The organism is Actinomadura fibrosa (genome assembly GCF_900659615.1).
Lineage (GTDB): Bacteria > Actinomycetota > Actinomycetes > Streptosporangiales > Streptosporangiaceae > Spirillospora > Spirillospora fibrosa.
The window spans coordinates 1-19,361 of record NZ_CAACUY010000089.1 but is presented as its reverse complement, the minus strand read 5'-3'; the positions used below and the strand labels follow the sequence as shown (position 1 = coordinate 19,361).

General features: G+C 73.6%; 18 protein-coding genes. 3 read left to right on the top strand and 15 right to left on the bottom strand.

The annotated features are described in order from the left end of the window. Window positions 1-31: 31 nt before the first annotated feature. Complete coding sequence (locus E1300_RS26370; protein WP_306440676.1) at window positions 32-1,717, bottom strand: CocE/NonD family hydrolase; 1,686 nt, start codon at window positions 1,715-1,717, stop codon at window positions 32-34. Between the two features lie 273 nt (window positions 1,718-1,990). Here E1300_RS26370 and E1300_RS26365 point away from each other — a divergent pair, with 273 nt between their 5' ends. After that, window positions 1,991-3,064 carry a mechanosensitive ion channel family protein gene (locus tag E1300_RS26365; RefSeq protein WP_242619408.1) on the top strand — a complete coding sequence of 358 codons (1,074 nt, stop codon included), beginning with the start codon at window positions 1,991-1,993 and terminating at the stop codon, window positions 3,062-3,064. Between the two features lie 33 nt (window positions 3,065-3,097). On the opposite strand, the gene E1300_RS26360 is transcribed toward E1300_RS26365, so the two are convergent. Beyond that, window positions 3,098-4,372, bottom strand: a complete 1,275-nt coding sequence (locus E1300_RS26360) for an alpha/beta hydrolase family protein (protein WP_165503004.1) — start codon at window positions 4,370-4,372, stop codon at window positions 3,098-3,100. Window positions 4,373-4,504: 132 nt separating this feature from the next. After that, entirely contained in the window at window positions 4,505-5,122 is a 618-nt protein-coding gene (locus E1300_RS26355; protein ID WP_207399962.1) for a TetR-like C-terminal domain-containing protein, read from the bottom strand. A 130-nt stretch (window positions 5,123-5,252) separates the two neighbouring features. Between E1300_RS26355 and E1300_RS26350 the strand changes: the two genes are divergently transcribed. Beyond that, the gene (locus tag E1300_RS26350) at window positions 5,253-6,674 is read left to right on the top strand and encodes an MFS transporter (RefSeq protein WP_242619407.1); all 1,422 of its coding nucleotides are present in this window, start codon (window positions 5,253-5,255) and stop codon (window positions 6,672-6,674) included. Window positions 6,675-6,722: 48 nt separating this feature from the next. Here the strand turns inward: E1300_RS26350 and E1300_RS53730 are convergent, their stop codons facing one another. The 3 genes from E1300_RS53730 to E1300_RS26330 all read right to left on the bottom strand — a co-directional run bounded on the left by E1300_RS53730 (window position 6,723) and on the right by E1300_RS26330 (window position 8,979). Continuing rightward, entirely contained in the window at window positions 6,723-7,601 is an 879-nt protein-coding gene (locus E1300_RS53730) for an ATP-binding protein (RefSeq protein WP_306440675.1), read from the bottom strand. Window positions 7,602-7,649: 48 nt separating this feature from the next. Further along, the gene (locus E1300_RS26335; protein WP_131759757.1) at window positions 7,650-8,219 is read right to left on the bottom strand and encodes a 3'-5' exonuclease; all 570 of its coding nucleotides are present in this window, start codon (window positions 8,217-8,219) and stop codon (window positions 7,650-7,652) included. Window positions 8,220-8,289: 70 nt separating this feature from the next. Further along, the gene (locus E1300_RS26330) at window positions 8,290-8,979 is read right to left on the bottom strand and encodes a lysophospholipid acyltransferase family protein (protein ID WP_131759756.1); all 690 of its coding nucleotides are present in this window, start codon (window positions 8,977-8,979) and stop codon (window positions 8,290-8,292) included. Window positions 8,980-9,130: 151 nt separating this feature from the next. Between E1300_RS26330 and E1300_RS26325 the strand changes: the two genes are divergently transcribed. After that, entirely contained in the window at window positions 9,131-9,538 is a 408-nt protein-coding gene (locus E1300_RS26325) for an organic hydroperoxide resistance protein (RefSeq protein WP_131759755.1), read from the top strand. Between the two features lie 96 nt (window positions 9,539-9,634). Here the strand turns inward: E1300_RS26325 and E1300_RS26320 are convergent, their stop codons facing one another. The 9 genes from E1300_RS26320 to E1300_RS26280 form a co-directional block, all read right to left on the bottom strand. After that, the gene (locus E1300_RS26320) at window positions 9,635-10,264 is read right to left on the bottom strand and encodes a GOLPH3/VPS74 family protein (protein WP_131759754.1); all 630 of its coding nucleotides are present in this window, start codon (window positions 10,262-10,264) and stop codon (window positions 9,635-9,637) included. 2 nt (window positions 10,265-10,266) lie between these two features. After that, the gene (locus E1300_RS26315) at window positions 10,267-10,512 is read right to left on the bottom strand and encodes a type II toxin-antitoxin system antitoxin (protein ID WP_131759753.1); all 246 of its coding nucleotides are present in this window, start codon (window positions 10,510-10,512) and stop codon (window positions 10,267-10,269) included. A gap of 3 nt (window positions 10,513-10,515) precedes the next feature. After that, window positions 10,516-11,430: an SPFH domain-containing protein gene (locus tag E1300_RS26310; protein WP_131759752.1), complete on the bottom strand. Its 915-nt coding sequence runs from the start codon at window positions 11,428-11,430 to the stop codon at window positions 10,516-10,518. An 86-nt stretch (window positions 11,431-11,516) separates the two neighbouring features. Next, window positions 11,517-12,290, bottom strand: a complete 774-nt coding sequence (locus E1300_RS26305; RefSeq protein ID WP_131759751.1) for a hypothetical protein — start codon at window positions 12,288-12,290, stop codon at window positions 11,517-11,519. A gap of 5 nt (window positions 12,291-12,295) precedes the next feature. Continuing rightward, window positions 12,296-14,659, bottom strand: coding sequence for a hypothetical protein (locus tag E1300_RS26300; RefSeq protein ID WP_207399961.1), 2,364 nt, complete (start codon window positions 14,657-14,659; stop codon window positions 12,296-12,298). Window positions 14,660-14,682: 23 nt separating this feature from the next. Beyond that, a complete protein-coding gene (locus tag E1300_RS26295; RefSeq protein WP_131759749.1) occupies window positions 14,683-15,531 on the bottom strand; it encodes a hypothetical protein in 849 nt (282 codons plus the stop codon). Window positions 15,532-15,607: 76 nt separating this feature from the next. Next, window positions 15,608-16,351, bottom strand: a complete 744-nt coding sequence (locus tag E1300_RS26290; RefSeq protein ID WP_131759748.1) for a Crp/Fnr family transcriptional regulator — start codon at window positions 16,349-16,351, stop codon at window positions 15,608-15,610. A gap of 108 nt (window positions 16,352-16,459) precedes the next feature. Next, window positions 16,460-17,641 carry an HNH endonuclease signature motif containing protein gene (locus E1300_RS26285; protein WP_131759747.1) on the bottom strand — a complete coding sequence of 394 codons (1,182 nt, stop codon included), beginning with the start codon at window positions 17,639-17,641 and terminating at the stop codon, window positions 16,460-16,462. A 67-nt stretch (window positions 17,642-17,708) separates the two neighbouring features. Continuing rightward, window positions 17,709-19,361: MFS transporter (locus E1300_RS26280; protein WP_306440674.1), on the bottom strand; the 1,653-nt coding region annotated here is incomplete at its 5' end.

Here is a 19,361-nt window from a genome sequence, read left to right as displayed (position 1 = left end):
ACGACCTAGCGGCCCGCCGGGCGCCCGTCGCCTAGCGCTCGGCGGGGTCGGCGGGGGCGGTCGGGGCGCCCGTCGCGAGCGGGACGAGCGGCAGGACGATCGCCGAGGCCCGGCCGGGCGCGTGGAAGATCTCCTGGTCGGCCGTGAGCATCTCCGTCGCGGTGCCGATCGGCGCGCCGGTGCCGGGGTTGCGGGCGACCCGCGGGTAGGCGCCGGACGCGACCTGCACGCGGACCCGGTGCCCGCGCCTGAACCGGTGACCGGCCGGCCACAGCTCCAGGGCGACGCGCCGGACGCCGTCCTCGCCGGCCTCCGGGCTGCCCGGGACGAGCCGCCGCATGCCCTCGCACAGGTTCAGCGACTCCCCGTCGGGCGTGACGTCGCAGAGCCGGACGACGAAGTCGGTGTGCTCCCGGTTCGAGCGGACGTGCAGGTCGGCGGCGACCGGCCCGATGATCTCCATGTCCTCGTCCAGGACGGCGGAGGTGTAGGTGAGCACGTCCCGCCGCCGCTCCAGCCGCCGCTGGTCGGTGGACGGGTGGGTCTCGCCGAGCAGGGTCGGCCCGCCGAGGAACGGCGTCGGGTGCTCGGGGTCGTACCGGTAGGTGTCGGGCGCGGACTCCGGCGGCTCGCCGGGGGACAGGGCGCCGTCCGGCTGGAGGTGCCAGCGCTCCTCCCGCATCCCGGGGACGGGCCAGTCGGGGAACTCGCGCCACTCCTCCGCGCCCGTCACGAACAGCCGGACGGGCTGGTCCCGCAGCTCGGACGGGTCGTCCAGCAGGTGCGCGCGGAACCACGCCACCGACTCGCCGACCGAGCCGCGCATCATCCGCTGGTCGGCGTGGAACCAGGGGCCGATCGTCAGGTACGGGCGCCGCCCGGCGGCCCGCAGCGCCGCGTAATCCTTGAGCTGCCAGGGCAGGAAGATGTCGTACCAGCCGCCGGTCATGTTGACGGGCGCGGTGACCTTCGACACGGTCGGGCTGAAGTCGCGCTTGTCCCAGAACGGCGTGTCGGGGCCGTTGACCAGGAGCTCCTGGAAGAAGCGCTGCTGCGCGCCGGTCGCGAGCCGGTCCAGCTCGGCGAGCGGGCGGCCCGACAGCGCGGCCCGGCGGGCGCGGCGCGGCGACATGATCCCCGTGGTGATGCCGGACAGGGAGTGCTTCATCCGGGCGGTGAGGTCCACCCAGATCAGCGCCGACTCCAGCGCGAACGTGCCGCCGACGTTCACCGCGTCCCGGAAGGTGGACGCGGTGACCTGCATCGACAGCGCCTTCAGCTCGGGGCCGGCCTCGGCGGCGACGGCCCACTGCACGTAGCCGAGGTAGCTCGGGCCGTGCATGGCGAAGGTGCCGCCGAACCAGGGCTGCTCCTTGAGCCAGGCGATGGTGGCGAGGCCGTCCTCGCGCTCGTCCAGCGCCTCGAACACCCCGCCGGAGCCGAAGCCGCCGCGGACGCTCTGCACCACGGCCTGGAACCCCTGCGACGCGAACGCCTGCCCGCACATCAGCCCGAAGGGCCCGCGCCGGCCGTAGGGGGAGCGGACGAGCACCGTCGGGGCGCCCTCGACGTCCGCGGGCGCGTACCGGTCGGCGAGCAGCGTCACCCCGCCGGGCGCCGGGACCTCCAGGTCCTTCTCGACGAGGACGCGGTGGGGGCCGTTCCGCAGTCCCAGCGCCGAGACCCCCAGTCGGCGCATCATTCCCACGTTCACCACTTGATCGATCGTAACCGCGGCCCGGCCTGCCCGAACCGGGGGCCCGGCCCTTCCGGGACCGGCCGGGCGGACCCGGGGGCAAGGGCATTGTGGTCCGCGAAGCGTCTCGCGGGCTCATCCGGTTCACTACGATCGGGGGCTGAATCGGGGCGGGTGCCGCATCTGTGGTGATGTGCGCACCGCCGGTGAGCGCTGCCGGACGGGCCGGCCGAGGGCCGCCCGCGGAGGGAGAGATCCACGTCATGCCCGAGTCGCGGGAGCGGAGGATGCGCCGTGCATGACCTGAGCGTGCGGCTCATGCAGAACCCGGACTGGACGCTGGTCATCGCCGCGGCGGCCGTGATGGCGGTCGCGGTGGCGCTCGCGGTCGTGCTGCGGCTGCTGACGGGCCGGCTGTTCCGCCGGGCGGGGGACACCCGGTGGGCCTGGGACGACCTCGCGGCCCGCCTGGTCCGGGACCTGGCGGTGCCGATCGCGGTGCTGGGCGGGGCGTGGATCGCGGTCGAGATCCTGAACCCGCCGGACCGCACGGTCGACATCGTCTCCAAGGTCCTCAGCGCGCTGACGATCCTCGTCGTGTCGCTCGCGCTGGCGCGGCTCATCGCGGGCTCGGTGACCTCGATCGCGCTGGCCCGCCAGGGCGTGGCCGCCAACGTGACGATCTTCGCGAACATCACGCGGGTCGTTGTGCTCGGCGTCGGCGTCCTCGTGATGCTCCAGAGCCTCGGGGTGTCGATCACGCCGCTGCTCGGCGCCCTGGGCGTCGGCGGCCTCGCGGTCGCGCTGGCGCTCCAGGACACCCTCGCCAACCTGTTCGCGGGCGTGCACGTCCTCGCGTCCAAGACGATCGAGCCCGGCGACTACATCAAGCTGAGCAGCGGGCAGGAGGGGTACGTCGTCGACATCAACTGGCGCAACACCTCCATCCGCACGCTGTCGGACAACATCGAGGTCATCCCGAACGCCCGGTTCTCCGACACGATCCTCACCAACTACCACCGGCCCGCGCAGGACATGTCCCTGCTCATCCAGGCGCGGGCGCCCTACGACGCCGACCTGGACCGGGTGGAGAAGGTCGTCATCGAGGTCGGCGAGGAGGTGATGGCGGAGGTCCAGGGCGGTGTGGCGGACGCGGAGGTCCTCGTCCGCTTCCACACCTTCGCCGACTCGTCGATCAACTTCACCGCGATCCTGCGGACGTCGGAGTTCGGCGACCAGTTCCGCATCAAGCACGAGTTCGTGAAGCGCCTGCACCGGGCGTTCCGCGAGAACGGCATCGGCACCCCGTACCCGCGCGCCCGCGTCACCGTGGAGGAGACGGCCCGCGCGGACGAGCTCACCCTCTGACCGCGGGCCGCCTCCTCCACCGGACGGGCCGCGTCAGGAGATGAACCGCACGTCGGGGTGCCGGGGTGAGGGCCCGTCCAGGATGGGACGCTGCCGGCCCAGCAGGGCCCGGTCGAAGAACGCCGTGACGTAGGCGCGTACCGCCGCCGTCATCCGCCCCGGGTCCACGGTGCCGATCAGCTCGGCGCGCCGCTCCGCCGGGATGTCGATCCGCTCGTCCAGCTCGGGCAGGACGGTCTGGGCGTCGGTGTAGGAGTAGTGCATCGCCGCGGGCACGTTCAGGTCGCGCTTCCAGCCGGTCGAGTGCTCCCACAGCGAGCCCCAGGACCGGCTCGTCCGGTGCGTCTGCGGGGTGCCGCCGGTCGCGGCGCCCATCAGCATGAACGGCCGGTCGAGCCCCGTTGCGGCGACGGGGACGAGCGTCCCGTCGGAATACTCCAGGGTGCCGTCCATGTCGATGCCCGCGTCCAGCCGCCGGTCGACCCGCATCGCCTCGGCCGCCTGGATGCCGCCCGCCGAGTGGCCGACGATGCCGGCGCGCGACAGGTCCAGCGTCCGGCCGAGGCCGCGGGGGAGGGCGCGTCCCTCCGCGTCGGGGTTGCGGCCGCCTCGCAGCGCGGCGAGCCGGTCGAGCACGAACCGGGTGTCCCGCACGCGGGTCTCGATGGCCTTCTTGATCCGCTCGGGCTCCTGCTCGGGAAGCCGCTGGTTCTCGACCCGCCCGCCGGGGAACTCGACGGGCGCCGTCTCGTAGGTGTGGTCCATCGTCACGACGACGTAGCCGCGGCTGACCAGTTCCTCGGCGATCGTTGTGCCGAGCGCGCGCGGGAGGCCGAAGCCGGGGGAGTACAGGACGACCGGCCGCGCGCCGCGCCGCGGGTCGGCGGGCGCGGACGCGGCCGCGTGGGTGCGGGCGCCCGCCCAGTCGACGGTCCCGGGCGGGACCACGCCGAGCGCCGTGCCCTCGGCGATCGTCTTCGCGACGCCGGGCCGCAGGTAGGGGGACGTGCCCGAGCGCGCCGCCGGGTACCAGACGCTCACCATCAGCTCGCGGGCCCGCCCGGGCACCCACGGGTCCCGGCGGGCGTGGTCGACCAGGTGCAACTCGGTCGTGCCGACGGCCTGCGGACCGGTCGGGCGCGGCAGGGTGAACGAGGCGAGCCCCGAGGGCCGCCCGGACGCGGCGGGCGTCGCGGGCGCGGGCGCCGGCGCCCCGGCGGAGGTCCGGGCCGCGGACGCTTCGGTGCCGCACGCGGCGAGGACGAGGGGGAGGACCGCCAGGGCGGCGAGCGGGCGTGCTGAGATCATGCGACCACCCTCGCGGGGACGGCCGGCGCGGCGGCATGGCCGATCGGCGGCCGTGCACCCCGACCATCGTCAAGGCTTCGCGTCATCCTGAGACCGGACGCGCCTTCGGCCCGGGCGGGCGTCCGCGGCGGGTCAGGGGCGGACGATCGGCATCAGGATCTCGTCCACGACGGAGGCGAGGTGGTCGTCGGGGATCTCGCCGCCCTCCGTGAGGTTGTGGTACACGATCAGCGCCGGGCCGACGTTCGCGATCCGCCGCGTCACCGCGCCGGGCCGCACCTCGCCGCGCTCGGCGCCCTGCACCAGCGACCGGTACATCATCTCCCGGACGGGCTCGGAGATCCGCTCCCGGATGACCTCGTGCAGCAGGCCCTTGCCGTCCTCGGCCTCCTCCTTCAGGACCTTGAACGCGGCGCCGCGGCAGGCGATGAGCGTGTCGCGCAGGGCCTTGAGGGTCTCCAGCAGGTCCGTGCGCACGCTGCCCGTGGACGGTTCGCCGGGCGAGTCGGGCAGGACGTGCTTGAGGGCGTCGGTGACGAGGGCGTCCTTGGACGTCCAGCGCCGGTACAGCGCGGCCTTGCCGGTGCGCGCGGCCGCCGCGACGCCCTCCATCGTCAGGCCCCGGTAGCCGACGGTTTCGAGCTGCGCGAAGACCGCCTCGTAGATCGCGGCCTCCAGGGCGCCGCCGCGGCGCCGCGTGCCCGGCGCGCCGGTCTCCCGCGTGCCCGTGCCCTGCGGTTCCTTGGTCACCGCGCGCTCCCGTCCGGCCGGTCCGCTCCGAAAATAGTGAACGCAAGCGTTCCCTCGCGAGCGGATCGGTGATACGTTCCCCACATAGTGTACTTCGCCGTTCCTTAAATTTCCGTTCCGGAAGGTCGCCATGACCGCTTCCCCCCGGCGGACGGCCGCGCCCGAGGAGATCGCCCCTCCTCCGGCCGCCGCGCCGCACCCCCATCATCGTCCAGGAATCGTGCTCGCCGTCATCGTGGGCTGCCAGCTCATGATCGCGCTCGACACCTCCGTGGTCACCATCGCGCTCCCGCAGGTCCGGGACGGGCTCGGGATGTCCACCGGCGGGCTCGCCTGGATCCAGAACTCCTACATGCTCGCGTTCGGCGGGCTGCTGCTGCTCGGCGGCCGGGCCGGGGACGTCTTCGGCCGCCGCCGCGCCTTCGTCGCCGGCGTCGCCGGGTTCACCGCCGCGTCCCTCGCCGCCGGCCTCGCCACCGCGGGCTGGTTCCTGCTCGCCGCCCGCACCGCGCAGGGCGTCGCGGCGGCGGTCGCCGCGCCCAGCGCGATGTCGCTGATCGCGACGAGCTTCGCGGGGCAGGCCCGGGTCCGCGCGCTGAGCGTCTACTCCGCGGTGAGCGGCGCGGGCGGCGCGATCGGCATGCTCGCCGGCGGCCTGCTCACCGAGGCGTCGTCCTGGCGGCTCGTGTTCTTCGTCAACGTGCCCGTCGGCGTCGCCCTCGCGCTGCTCGCGCCGCGCGTCCTCGCCGAGACCGACCGGCGCCCCGGCCGCTTCGACGCCGCGGGCGCGCTCACCGCCACGCTCGGCATGACCGCGCTCGTGTACGGGCTGATCAGGGCCGCGTCGGACGGCTGGTCGGACGGCCGGGCCGGCGCCGCGTTCGCCGCCGGCGCCGTGCTGATCGCCGCGTTCCTCGCGGTCGAGCGGCGCGCCCGGCAGCCGGTCATGCCGCTGTGGCTGCTCACCGGCCGCCCCCGCGTCGCGTCCCTGCTGAGCCTCGCGCTGCTGGTCGCGGCGATGTTCGGGGCGTTCTTCTTCCTCACGCAGTACCTCCAGCAGGTCCTCGGGTACGGGCCGCTGCGGGCGGGCGCGGCCTTCCTGCCGATGGTGGGGCTCCAGTTCACGCTGGTCCGGACCGTGCCGCGGGTGCTGCCCCGAGTCGGCGCCCGCCCGCTGATCGCGGTGGGGACGCTGCTCGTCGCCGCCGGGCTGCTCTGGCTGACCCGGCTGTCCCCGGACGACGGCTTCGCCGCGGGCGTCCTCGGCCCGTTCATGCTCATGGGCGCGGGCGGCGGCATGTCCATCCTCCCGATCAACGCCACGATCCTCGGCAGCGTGGACCCCGCGCACTCGGGCGCCGCCGCGGGCGTCGCGCAGACCACGCTGTGGTCGGGTGCCGCGCTCGGCCCCGCCGTGATGCTCGCCACCGCCGACTTCGGGCCGTCCGGCACCGACCTCCTGCGAGGCATGGACGGCGCGTTCACGACCGGCGCGGTCTTCGCGGTGGCGGCGTCCCTGGCCGCCCTGCTGCTCCCGCGCGCCCGGCGCTGACCGGCGCGGACGCCGCGTCCGTTCGCTCGGACGCGGCGTCCGCCCGGCTCACGGCTGCGGTGCGGCGGACGAGGGCGCCGCCTCCTCGAACCATTCGAGGAACTCGCTCTGCCCGAACGTCCGCGCCATCTCGGCGGCGGACGGCGAGCCGGCCAGCGGGTCGGCGCCCGCGTCCAGCAGCGCCCGGACCACCTCCGGCTCCTTCTTCGCCACCGCCGCCGCCAGGGGCCGCCGGTCGCGGTCGTTCGCCCGCTCCGGGTCGGCGCCGTGCGCCGCGAGCGCCCGCACCGTCTCCGGATGGCCGTGGCACGCGGCGAGCATCAGCAGCGTGTCGCCCTTGTCGTCGGACAGGTTGACCGGGACGCCCGCCCGCACATGGCCGACGAGCTCGTCCGTCCGCCCCGCCCGCGCCGCCTCGAACAGCCGCCCGGCGAACGCCTGGAGCTCGGGGTCGGCCTCGCTCATCAGGCGCGTCCTCCTGCTCGCGTTGGGCGTCTCGGCGTCCGCGAGCATGCCGCCCAGGCTGTTCTCGCCGTAGCGCAGGTTCTTCTCCAGCGCCACGAGCGCGCCGTCCTCGGGGAAGGACCGGAACCGGACGTCGTCCGCCAGGCTCCGCATGATCGTCAGGCCGCGGCCGTGCTCGGCGTTCGGGTCGGCGTCGGGCACCGACGACGCGTCGAAGCCCGTGCCCGCGTCGATGACCTTGATCACGCACCGCCGGTCCTGGATGGTGGCCCGCACGGTGTACCCGTCGCCGCGGGCGGCGTGCCGCAGCACGTTCGTGCACGCCTCGGTCAGCATCAGCTCGATGTCACCACGGATCTGTTCGTCCACTCCCAGCACCTGCAGTGAGGCGTCCAAGATCTTCCGTGTCGCCGGGACGCTCGCCGAGTCGCGCGGCAACAGGAGGTCCAAGCTGATCTCCACGTTCACTCCGTCCTCGTGTCCCCCCGACTCGTGCCCGGTGGAGCCGGATCAAACCTCCGGCCAGGCGTTCCGCCGGACGATGTCGAGGACGAGGGCCCCGATGTTCCACGCGTCGTCCACCCCGCTGTGGTGCCGCCCTTCCAGCGGGAACCCGGAGTGTTCGAGCGCGCCCGCCATGCCGAGCCGGCGGCGGATCCCGTGCGCCGCGGAGTAGGCGATCTTCGCGTTCGTGTGCCGCCGCCCGAACGGGTACCGGGTCCCGGTCGCCGCGCACTGCCGCTCGAACTGCCTGCGGTCGTAGTCGCCCCAGCTCGCCCACGCCCGCGAGTGCGAGCGGTGCTCCCGCTCCAGCACGGCGCACGCCTCGTGGAACGGGACGCCGCCGTCCACCTCCTCCTGCGTGAGCCCGGTCAGGTCGGTGCAGAACGCGCTCACCTTCGACCGCTCCGGGCGGACGAGCACGCGCCGCCGCTCGGTCCGCTCGCCCGCCTCCAGATCGACCACGCACAGGCCGATCTCGATGATCTCGTGGGGCTGTCCCGCGGCCTCGTGCTTGTCGGCCCAGCAGGTCGCCTCCACATCGACGACGTTGAGGAAGCGCCCGCGCTGCTCGTCCATGGACGGGACGCTACCGAGGGACACCGCCGTCCCACGACCGGTTTTCCCCCGCTGCCGTCGGGACGGGGCGTCAGGACGGGTCGTCGGGACGGGGCGCGTAGGCGTCGACGTACTCCTGCCCGGACAGCTTCCGGATCGCCTCCATGATCTCGTCCGTGACCTCGCGCGCCGCCCGGCCGCGCGGCGTCCCCTCGTCCCGGCCCCGGAAGTCCATGGGCGCGCCGATGGTCAGCGCGATCCGCCCCGGCCGCGGGACGGCCCGGCCGCGCGGCTGCACCCGGTCCGTCCCAGCGATCGCCATCGGCACCACCGGGGCGCCCGTGCGCATCGCGAGCCGCGCGACGCCCGTCCGGCCGCGGTACAGGCGCCCGTCCGGCGAGCGGGTGCCCTCGGGATGGATGGCGAACACGCCGCCCTCCTCCAGCACCCGCGCCGAGGTGTCGAGCGCGTCCAGCGCCGCCCGCCCCCCGGACCGGTCGACCGCGATCGCGCCGACGCCGAGGAAGAACGTGGCCGTCGCCCGGCCCCGCACCCCGGTCCCGGTGAAGTACTCGTGCTTGCCGAGGAAGCGCACCCGCCGCGGCACCATCAGCGGCACCACGAACGAGTCCAGGAACGCGAGGTGGTTGGCCGCGAGGATCACCGGCCCGGTCCGCGGCACGTTCTCCAGGCCGCTCACGTGGGGCAGGAACGCCACCCGCATCGCCGGGCCCAGCAGGACGTACTTCATCAAGGGGTAGATCACGCGTTCGGGGTCCATGTCCGAGCAGGCTATGGGCCGCGCGCCCGGCGGCGCGGTGCCGCCCCGTTACAACATCGGACCCTGGGAAGTTGTAGACCATCTCCATTGCCTATGATGTGTGGAGCACAATTAGATTGTGCACAACTGATCACGACCGAGGGAGCTCGCCATGGACGTCCACTACACCGCCGTCGCCACCGCCAACGGGCGCGACGGCCGCGCCGTCAGCTCCGACAAACGCCTCGACCTGCCCCTCGCCGTCCCCCGCGAGATGGGCGGCAGCGGCGACGGCACCAACCCCGAGCAGCTCTTCGCCGCCGGATACGCCGCCTGCTTCGCCAGCGCCCTCGGCGCCGTCGCCCGCGCCACCAAGCAGGACGTCCGCGACGTCTCCGTCACCGCCGAGGTCGGCATCGGCGGCGACGTGGAGAACGGCTTCGGCCTCAGCGTCGTCCTGCGCGTCGAGCTGCCCGACGACCTGGAGAACGGCCGCGAGCTCGTCGAGAAGGCCCACCAGGTCTGCCCCTACTCGAACGCCACCCGCGGCAACATCCCCGTGGAGCTGGTCGTCGAGTGACCACCGCGCCGCCGGCGGCGGGCCGGGCCCCGCGCCCCACCCGCCGCCGGCGGCGCGTCAGACCGCGCGGCGCCGCCTATGCCGCGCGGCGCCGCGTCAGACGGCGCTCGCCGCCGCCGCGTTCTCCGCGCTGATCACCTTCCGCACCGCGGGCGCCGCCGGCCCCGACCGTGCGGTCAGCTCCTCGATCCGCCGCTTGTACCGCCGCCGGTCCGCGCGCGGCAGCACCGTCGTCAGCTCACCGGCCGCCGCGAGCGCCACCGCCGCCGCGTCATAGCTGTTCACGTGCGCCACCGGACGCCCCCGCAGCGCCTGCGACGCCCCGCCCCACAGCTCCTTCACCACCCGCGGATCCTTGACGGTCACCTGGTACGACGGGAACAGCCCCAGCACCCGGTGCCGCCGCACCCGGATCCACCCGTCCCGCTCCAGCTCGTCCCGGACCGTCGCGACGAACGCGCGGCTGCCCTTGCGGATCCAGTGCTGCCACGACCGCGGCCGCGAGCCCGCGATCTCCGCCAGCAGCCCGTACGGATCGTCGCCCGGCGTCCCCGGCGCGGGCCGTCGTCCGTCCTCGCTCAGCCGTCCGTCCAGGTACAGCTCCGTTAAGGCGGCACCCCGCAGGACGTACCCCAGCCGCGAGCCGCCCTTGGCCATCCGCTGCTTCCGCAGGTCGTACGCCAGCAGGAACATCCGCGCCGGCAGCGATTCGGGAATGTCCACCATGGCTAGTCCTCGCTCTCGTCAGGGGCAGGCCCGCCGTCCGCGGCGGACGGGTCCGCCCGCGCGGGCCGCCCCGGTCTCCGCATCCGCCCCGCCGAGGAGGGCATGCGGCCCGCCTCGGCGAGCGCCTGCCGCAGCAGGAACTCGATCTGGGCGTTGGTGCTGCGCAGCTCGTCCCCGGCCCACCGGGCCAGCGCGTCGTGCACGGCCGGGTCGAGGCGCAGCAGGATCTTCTTGCGCTCGGTCGCCACGGGTCACTGGTAGAGAGTGCCGGTGTTGACCACCGGCTGCGCGTCCCGGTCGGCGCACAGCACCACCAGCAGGTTGCTCACCATCGCCGCCTTGCGCTCCTCGTCCAGGTCGACCACGTCCTGCTCGTCCAGCCGCTCCAGCGCCAGCTGCACCATCCCGACCGCGCCCTCCACGATCCGCTGTCGCGCCGCCACCACCGCGCCCGCCTGCTGCCGCCGCAGCATCGCCTGCGCGATCTCCGGAGCGTACGCCAGCCGCGTGATCCGCGACTCGATGATCTCCACACCGGCCGAGGCCACCCGCAGCGCCAGCTCCTCCGACATCCGCGCCGTGATCTCGTCCGCGTTGTCCCGCAGCGAGATCCGGTCGTCGGCGTCGTAGGGGAAGCTGCCCGCGATGTGCCGCACGGCCGCCTCCGTCTGGAACGCCACGAACTCCACGAAGTCGTCGACCTCGAACACCGCCCTGGCCGTGTCCCGCACCTGCCACACGACCACCGCCGAGATCTCGATCGGGTTCCCGTCCAGGTCGTTGACCTTCGCGATCCCCGTCTCGTGGTTGCGGATCCGCGTCGACACCCGCCGCCGGTCGGTGATCGGGTTCACCCACCGCAGCCCGTCCGTCCGGACCGTCCCCGCGTACCGCCCGAGCACCTGGAGCACCCGCGCCTCGTTCGGCGCGACCGGCGTCAGCCCCGCCGCCAGCACCAGCCCGGCCACCGCGACCAGCACCCCGGCGGCGATCCCCGCCACCGCGACCCCGCCGCCCGCCGCCGCCCCGGCCACCGCCACCCCGGCCCCCGCCAGCACCAGCACGACCGCCAGCCCCAGCATCGGCCACCCACCGGCATCCCGCGCCGCCCGCTCCACGATCTGCGGCCGAGGCATCTCCACCGCCGCCGCCGTCCCGTCACCCATGCGTCCTCCTCCGACATCACGAACCTATCAAAGTGATATCACTTTTCCTAGCCCGATGTGAAAGGGAGGCGGTGGGAGCCGGAGGGTCAAGAGCCGTCGGAGGCGACGAGCAGCAGGTCGGCGTTCAGCGGCGGAAGCTCAACGCCCATCATCTCCAGGGTCTTGCGGAGGACGGTCTCGCTGTTCACCACGAGCCCGAGGATGTCCGCGGCCTGGTGGGCGTCGGCGATGCTGTTGACGAGTTCGAGCAGATTCTCGGCGCCCTCGCGCCGCTCGGTCTGGATGTCGTTGAGCGTTTCGGCGATCACGTTGCTGGTCTCGGTGAGCCGGACCGCGTGCCGGGCCGTCGGATTGGCGGCGGCTTCGTCCAGGAAACGCTGCCAGAGGAGCCGCAACTCGTCGGTCTTCCTCATGCGCAGCACGTCGGCTTCTGCCTGCGCCTCGATCGCGTGGCGTTCGAGCAGCTGCTTGCGCATCGCCTCCCGTACGGCGTCGGGAGGCGTGACCTCGACGCGTACCCGCCAGTCCCGGACGGCCCGGGGCTCCTTGGAGAGGGTGCCACCGAGGCGGAACTCCAACTCACGGTTGATCGCATCCTCGGCCTCGCCCGCGTGGAAGACGGAGTGGAGACGGGCGACCTGCCGTACGGTGGTGCGAACCGTCTCCAGCAGCTCCTCAAGCTCGCCGTCCGTGCCTCTCCGGATGGTGACTCGCGGTCTCGGGGAGACGGTCCGCGTGCAGTAGGCGGTGACGTCGAAGTCGTACGCGTCGCCTTGCGCGGGCACCTGGAAGCCTTCGATCTTGAGATCCGCGGTCGGGGCGGAGGCGGGCTCGACGTTCTGGTATTTGATCATCCACATCGTTCTCAGCTTCCTGGCGAACCCAGGCCGGCCGTGAGGCGCACAAGCCTGGCGTGCAGTTCGGAGGTGATGGATCCGCGGTGCAGGAGGAGCCTGGCGTGCAGCCGGAACGCGGCCCTCAACCGTTCCCACTCCGGCTCGCTTCCTCGCAGGACGCCCTCGAAGATCGGTCGCAGGGCGAGTTCGTCGTCGTACTCGGCCATCCAGTCCGAGAAGACGGGCCAGGCGTCGGGCACCGCGGGCCTCGGACGATCGGACGACGGCTCGACCAGCTGGAGTGTCAGCGCGTTCGCCCACAGCAGCACGAGCCGGTCGACGAGGGCTCCCCGCTGTTCCGGCGTCGAAGGGGAGACCATCCGCCATGGGCGCGAGGGCGCGGCGACGAGACGGAGGAAGGCCACGGCCGCGGCGTAACGGCTGCCTCCGTGCTCGCTCATGGCCCACCGGGCCAGCCGGGCGATGATCATCTCCGCCGTGGCCGGGGTGTACAGGTAGGAGACCGCGTCGGCGATGGCCTCGCCGATCGACAGATTCAGCCGTCGCGAGGCCGTCTCGAACACGGCCAAGGCCTGTTCGGGCTCCCGCACGCCGATCCGGGAGCCGAACGTGCGGATCGCCACGGCGCACTCACCGAGGGTGCCGTGGGACAAGTGGTCCAGGTGGCGTCGGACACGCTCCTCCAAGGCCGGATCCTGGGCGGCGACCTCCAGGGCCCAGGCGGCCAGCCGCTGGTCCTTGAGCCGCCGGGATTTGCACCATGGCCGCAGGAACCACCGGCCCACCACCTCGAAGTCGAGGGTGGCGAGCAGCCCAACCGCGTGCGCGGCCTTGACCGAGACCTCGATCGAATCGTCTTCACCCAGCTCGAACAGCCAGTCCTTCAGCGGCTCGCGGATCGTCGGCTGCTCCTCCCAGAGAACGCGCAGCGTCGTTGTCGCCCGTGCGCGCTGGCGCAGCTCCACGAAGCGCCCGCCGCCCGGTTCCCGAGCTTGGCGGGTCGTGGCTCCCGCATACTCGAGCCATGTATTGAGGTGCTCCCAGGTCGGCAGCGGGCGCTTGCCCTCTTCGCGCTTCCACGTCTCGTCGATCCGTCTCGCGAGATCGAGCGCCGCCTTCGACACGGTCGCCTCGGGCAGGCCGTGCAGGACGGCCACGCTCGCCATGAAGCAGCGGCCGAGGATGGGACGGCGCTCGGACAGCCGCGTGCAGACGTCCTCCCGGACGTGGTCGGGCAGGTCGGCGAGCACCTCGTCGGCCGTCCGCCCCTCTGCCAGGCCGCTCACCAGGCGGTAGGCGTGTTCGACCGCCTTGCTGGGTGAACTCTCGTCGGCGAGCCAGTCGGTGACCGTCCTGAGCGCCGTGGGGCTGATGTCGGGCGTGATCCCGTACTCGTCCGCCTCCTGGGTGAGCCAGCGCTCGAACACCTCCACTGTGGACGGAGGCCGGTGCTCGACCACAGGGCCGGGCGGTGGCGGCCGGTGCTCCGGCACGAGAAGGATGAGACGGCAGCGCGTCCTGGTGGCCAGGTTCGTCAGGTGGCCGAGTTCGTTCTCCAGGTGCGCGTTCCAGTCGTGCTCGCCGACGTCGAGCACGTACCCGTGGCGGGGACGCAGCTCCGCTTCGTCGATCAGGCCGGGTGGTCCGTCGATGCGGACGACGCCGACGGCCGACTCGCCGTCGTGTCCGGCCGCACCGCCCAGGCCGCTCCAGCCCAGCAGGGCGACCAGGGCGGCGGTCAGGCGGCCCGTGCCGTCGGCGCCTCGGACGAGGATCAATGACTTGTGCTCTACCGCCCGCCGAAGCTCCGCCAGCGAGGGAATCGAAGCGATCCGGTCCTGGCCGAGCCGTTCGGCGGCTGCCGCCGGCATGTGGTCGACACGGACGCCGCGTCGCTTCACGCCCACTTGATGGAAGTGCATGTCGCCGAAGGCGTAATGGAGGGAACCGCCTGAGACCTTGGTCGACATGGTGCCGATCCAGTCCCGTCCTGCACGCGCGCCCAGACCACCCTCTTGGAGTGAGCGCAGGCTGTCCGTGCGCTGGCGCTTCTCTCGCTCGGCCGCCGCGACGCGCTCCTGGAAGGAACGCTCGTCGCGCTGCTCGCGGGATCGTCGCCGGTGATCCGCGCCAGGACCGGCTCCGCCCTTCCCGGCTGCCTTGTCAGGCTGCTCCGGCTTCTCGTCGCTCTTGTGCGCTCCTGCTCCGTCCGCCGGTGTGCGAGAGGTGCTGGGCGCGGTTTCAGCGGCCGCGCCGGTGGTCCGCGACTCGGCGGGTTGCTGGGCGCCGGCGGCGTTCGCGCGGCCCGTTTCCGAACCGCCGTCGCTTGGTGCGGCGGGAGTGTTCTCGGGTGGCTGATCGCCGTTCGCCACGGGAGGTTCGGGGGCGCCGGAGCTCATCGTTGCCGTCCGCTGGGGCGCTCCGAGCCAAAGGACATGTCACCGTGCGCGATGTTCATCGTGCCCGAGTCGGTGACCTTGGTGGTCTGGTGGCCGATGAAGTCGCGCCCGGCCGAGGGTGATGGGCGGTGCCCGGCTTCCGTCTCCGGAGCCACCCGCAGGTCGGTGCCCCCCGAAGTGTCCTGCGCACCCGGATCCGCCGGCGGAGCCTGAGCACCCGCCTGGTGGCCGGCGAGCGATGCCACCTCGTGGATGTCGTGGCCGGGCAGGTAGAGGTACGCCTCGTACGCCTGCTTCTTGACCGCCACGTGCACCTGGCGGAAGTCGGACGGACGAGGCTCACCCGGCCCCTGGACGATGTAGTCGCGGTACACCTCTGACGAGACGATGACCGCGATGTCCGCCGCCGGAACGGCGTGCATGGCGGCGCGCACGGGATCGGAGTCCCGGAGCCGGGCGGGCTGGACGACGTGGTGCCCCGGCCAGCCCGTTGCCCCGTCGATGTGGATCGGCCCGGCGTGCACGGCGAGACGCAGGCGCAGCCTGCTCCAGTGGTCGCCCGCGCGCCTGCGGTTGTGCATGCCGAGCTCCGCGTCCAGCTCGCGCACGAAGGTGTCCATGAGCCGCGTGACGTCCGTGTTCGGCGGCAGTACGGCGTAGAACCCGTCGCCGCCCATCTGCCTCAGCCACTCCTGCCGCCGGAGCCGCGCCGCGTCGGCGGCCCGGTCGACGGACTCGCTCAGGACGCTCTGGAGCGCGCGCTGCTCCGCGTCGCTGCGGCTGCTGTAGTCCTCGATGTCGACGGTGAGCAGGACCCGGTACTCGGCGACCGGCCGGTCGTTCATCATGCCTCCGCGGATCGGTGCGATGGGAGGCCAGCGTCCGCCGGGACCGTGCGCGCGAAGGCTGATTAATCCGGGTTCACGACAAATGCCGGGACAATGTGGGCGCGGCGGCGGGGGTGAGGTCGGCATACGCCGCGAGCCGTGCCGGGTCCTCGATGATGACCCGCCTCCGGCCGGGCGTGCCGACGAGGCCCAGGTCCGTCAGCTCGCGCAGCGCCCGGTGGACGGTGTTCTCCTTGGCCCCGATCAGCCCGCCGAGCTCCGCCTGCGTGATCGGGACGCCGAGGTCGAGTCCCCGCGCCACCGGACGGCCGTGGCGCTCGGCGAGGGCCAGCAGTACCCGGGCGAGGCAGCGGGACGTCTCGTAGCCCGCGAAGTCCAGCCGCCGCTGGTTCGACCAGCGCAGGCGCTCGACCGCCATCTGCGACAGCGCCATGGCGGCGGGCGGGTGCTCCTGGAGGAAGCGGACGAACGCCGCGCCCCGTATCTGGCTCACCGTCATCCGGCCGCACCCGGTCACCGTCGCGGACCGCGGAGCCCCGTCGAGGACGGCCATCTCGCCGACCAGGTCGCCGCCCACGCGCAGGGCGAGAAGGGCCTGGCTCCCGTTCTCGACCCGCGCGCTCACCTTCACCAGCGCATCGAGCAGCAGCCAGACCGACCCGCCCGGATCGCCTTGCCGCACCAGCGTGTGCTGGGCCGGGAAGGACCTCAGCTGCCCGAGGCGGAGCAACCGCGTCCTGCTCTCGCGCGGGAGCCTGCTGAGGAACGTTCCGGACGGCCACGGACGCCCGCTCTCGGTACCGTCTGCCCGGGGCATGGTCGCCTCCCCGACTGGACCTCGGTTCCGATCCAGAGATACGCCTTGGGGCGCCGCACCGTCCACACCCGGAGCCGCGGCGCGGCCTCGTCCGGGCTCGCCTTGCGGTCAGGCCGGTGCCGGTGGCGCGGGCCACAGTTCGGCCCAGGCGCTGTGCCGCTGGCGCGCCTCGGCGCGCAGGATCTCGCGGAGCGCCTCGCGGGAGCGGCCCCGCGTCTTGACCGCGTGGCAGTTCGGGCAGAGGGCGATCATGAGGACCGGGTGGTCGCGGCCCCCGCCGGCGCGGTCGTCGACGTGGTCGACCTCAAGGAGCGCGGAACCGTCGTCCGCGACGTCGGTGGGCTGGCCCTCGCAGCCCGGGTTCTCGCAGCGGCCATCGGAGCGGACGAGGACGGCGCGGCGGGCCTGCGCGGACCGCACCGGGCTCTCCCGGGACGTCCGCGTGACGCGGCGGTCGTCGCCCCGTCGCTCGCCTTCCTCGACGGCCTCGACGAGCCGGCGGTAGGTCTCCGCCGGCTCGGTGTCGGCGTGCTCCCCGTCCGAGGGCTCGGCCAGATGCACGTCACGCAGGAGCCGCGCGGTCTCCTCGGGATCGAAGAAGCGGTCGAGCAGGACGGCGACGGCGGCGTCGCGCGCGGTCGCCGAGCCGGCGACCAGCTCGTAGGCCCACGCCGTGAGGCCGCCGGCCGGATCGTGCTCGTCGAGCCAGCGCAGCGGGGCCGCGTCGCCGTGGGCGGCCGGCACCGGCCCGGTGTGCCCCCGCAGTTCCCAGAGGTGGGTGCCGGCGAGGGCCAGGAACGGGTAGTCGGCACGGGGCCGGGAGGCCGGACGGCCGTGGACGCGCAGCAGCTCCCCGAGCTCGATCCGCGCCTGCGACCAGTGGACGAGCCGGGGGAGGCGCCGGCGCGCCCGTCCCATGGCCCAGAGGAGGAGAAGAGGCTGATGCCGTGCCGGCCCGTCTGGCGTCGACGCGGTCCTGAGCTGTCGCAGCCGCGCGACCAGCCGAGGCGCTCCGGGGTTCACGGCCACTTCGAAGCCGAGCCGCTCCAGCAGGCGCGCCACCGTCTGCCGTCCGCCCGAGAACTCGCGGGCGCGGAGCGGACGGCCCGCGACGTAGCGGTAGGCGACGCCGACGACCGCCTTCGAGTCGTAGTAGACGCCGTCGTGGATGAGCACGTACTCGCGGGCGGGGTCGAAGCCGTAGGTGCGAAGGAACGCGTCGCGTCCGAGAGCGTCGCATTCCGCGATGGCGGCCAGCACGGCGTCTTCGGTGATCACCGACAAATCCACGAAGGGAGCATATGCCGGAAAGATCCGGCCCCCCGTTGGCGGCGGGGGGCCGGGGCAGGGGCTGGGGTTAGGGGATGGGGGTGGGGTGTTCGGGGGCGGGGGTCGGGTCTTCGATCACCTTCGGGACGTTGCGGAGGGTCGCCAGGGCGAAGGCGGCGACGAGCGCGGCCAGGGCGGCGCTGCACAGGAGGGCGGCGTGCATGCCGTCCACGAACGCGGCGCGGGCGGCGGCGGTGAGCTCGGCGGCGGCGCGAGCGGGGAGGGCGGACGCGGCCTGGACGGCGCCGGCGAGGGAGTCGCGGGCGGCGGACGCGGCCAGGGCGGGCACGGACGCGGGCAGGTCCAGGGTGTCGCGGTACACGGCGTTCAGGACGCTGCCGAGGACCGCCATGCCGAGGGCGCCGCCCAGCTCGGTCGCGGTCTCGGAGATCGCGGACGCGGCGCCCGAGCGGTTCTTCGGGACGGACGCGAGGACCGTGTCCGCGGTGACCGTCATCGCCATCCCCATCCCGACGCCGGACATGAGGATCACGGGGAGGATCGTCCAGTACGAGGTGTGCAGGCCGATCGTGAGGAACAGCGAGAACGCGGCGGCGGACACGACCAGGCCGATCGCGACGGTGCGGGCGCGGCCGAGCGCGGAGATCAGCGGCGGGGCGAGCGCGGCGCCGCCGACCATCGCGCCGAGCGCGCCGGGCAGCCCCGCGAGCCCGGACCGCAGCGGCGACCAGCCGAGCGCGAGCTGGAAGAACAGCGAGAAGATCAGCGACTGGGCGACGAGCGCGAACATCGCGAACATGTTGGTGCCGACCGACCCGCTGAACGCGGCGTTCCGGAACAGCCGCAGGTCGATCAGCGGGTGCGCCGCCCGCGCCTGCCGGACGAGGAACGCGGCGAGCGCGGCGGCGCCGATCAGCGCGGACACCGCGACGCGCGGCTCGTCCGGCCCGTGCGCGGCCGCCTCCTTCACCGCGTAGACGAGGCCGAGGACGCCGGCGGCCGACAGCGGCACGCTCGGCAGGTCCAGCCGGCCGGGGACGGGCTCCCGCGACTCCGGCAGCACGACCGCCCCCGCGACCAGCGCCACGACCATGATCGGCACGTTGATCAGGAAGACCGAGCCCCACCAGAAGGAGTCGAGCAGCGCGCCACCGATCACCGGCCCGAGCCCGACGGCGAGGCCCGCGACGCCGCTGAACATGCCGACCGCCATCGTCCGCTCCTTCGGGTCGGTGAACACCCGGCGGATCAGCGACAGGCAGGACGGCATCAGCGTCGCCCCCGCGACGCCGAGCAGCGCCCGCGCCGCGATCAGCAGCTCGGCGCTCGGCGCGTACGCCGTCGCGGCGGACGTGGCGGCGAACAGCGCGGTCCCGATCATCAGCAGCCGCTTGTGGCCGATCCGGTCGCCGACGCCGCCCATGGTGATCAGCAGGCCGGCCAGCGCGAACCCGTAGGCGTCGGCGATCCAGAGGATCTGCGTCGCCGAGGGGTGCAGGTCGGCGCTCAGGTGCGGGACGGCCTGGTTCAGCGCCGTCAGGTCGATGTTCGGCACGATGGCGAGCAGCGCGCAGATCGCGAAGGTGCCCCACTTGCGGGTCGAGGTGTTCATGCCCCCGAGGCTCGCGGGACGCGCTGACCACCGGCGCACCGTCCGCTGACCGCCCCGGTGCGCGCCCGCCGCCCCCGGTGCGCGGCGCCCGCCCGGCCCCAGCGCGAG

Bases quoted from the DNA above. Each gene is read 5' to 3' on its own strand.
- E1300_RS26360 (WP_165503004.1), bottom strand. From the start codon at position 4,372: ATGATCTCAGCACGCCCGCTCGCCGCCCTGGCGGTCCTCCCCCTCGTC.
- E1300_RS26350 (WP_242619407.1), top strand. From the start codon at position 5,253: ATGACCGCTTCCCCCCGGCGGACGGCCGCGCCCGAGGAGATCGCCCCT.
- E1300_RS26335 (WP_131759757.1), bottom strand. From the start codon at position 8,219: ATGGACGAGCAGCGCGGGCGCTTCCTCAACGTCGTCGATGTGGAGGCG.
- E1300_RS26330 (WP_131759756.1), bottom strand. From the start codon at position 8,979: ATGGACCCCGAACGCGTGATCTACCCCTTGATGAAGTACGTCCTGCTG.
- E1300_RS26325 (WP_131759755.1), top strand. From the start codon at position 9,131: ATGGACGTCCACTACACCGCCGTCGCCACCGCCAACGGGCGCGACGGC.
- E1300_RS26320 (WP_131759754.1), bottom strand. From the start codon at position 10,264: ATGGTGGACATTCCCGAATCGCTGCCGGCGCGGATGTTCCTGCTGGCG.
- E1300_RS26310 (WP_131759752.1), bottom strand. From the start codon at position 11,430: ATGGGTGACGGGACGGCGGCGGCGGTGGAGATGCCTCGGCCGCAGATC.
- E1300_RS26305 (WP_131759751.1), bottom strand. From the start codon at position 12,290: ATGTGGATGATCAAATACCAGAACGTCGAGCCCGCCTCCGCCCCGACC.
- E1300_RS26295 (WP_131759749.1), bottom strand. From the start codon at position 15,531: ATGAACGACCGGCCGGTCGCCGAGTACCGGGTCCTGCTCACCGTCGAC.
- E1300_RS26290 (WP_131759748.1), bottom strand. From the start codon at position 16,351: ATGCCCCGGGCAGACGGTACCGAGAGCGGGCGTCCGTGGCCGTCCGGA.